This window comes from Streptococcus sp. KR (genome assembly GCF_002238115.1).
GTDB lineage: Bacteria > Bacillota > Bacilli > Lactobacillales > Streptococcaceae > Streptococcus.
This window is the reverse complement of sequence record NZ_NGVM01000192.1, coordinates 1-364: the sequence shown is the minus strand read 5'-3', so window position 1 is coordinate 364 and position 364 is coordinate 1. Positions and strand designations below refer to the sequence as shown.

General features: G+C 42.9%; 1 pseudogene. It reads right to left on the bottom strand.

The features are described 5' to 3' along the window. Positions 1-158: 158 nt before the first annotated feature. A pseudogene (locus CBI42_RS11565) lies at positions 159-364 on the bottom strand (ABC transporter ATP-binding protein); the annotation flags it as partial.

Genomic DNA, 364 nt, shown 5'->3' with positions numbered 1-364 from the left:
AGTACGCGGGTAAAAGGCTACAGATTAGGCACATAAAGCTAAATAATAGGTAGTGCTTTCCCTTCAATAAGACAATGAATAGCAGAAAAATAAACATTAACAATAACGCAATTAATAACCGATACCGGTTGAGTAACGAAGATTGTTTCAAGTAACACTCACCCCCTTTCTGGATGGTTCGCCAGCTTCAGATCGACTGGCAGTAGGGCGTCCTTAACCTGATCACGGGCAATCCGGTTAATTGGCGTGGTGAAGAAAAAGTTATCGGCAAAAAATGATTGCGTGGCAAGCAGCGTGTTGAGATGGCCATCAAACATAAACGTGCATTTGTCGGCAAATTTAGCACAGAATTCCATGTCGTGGC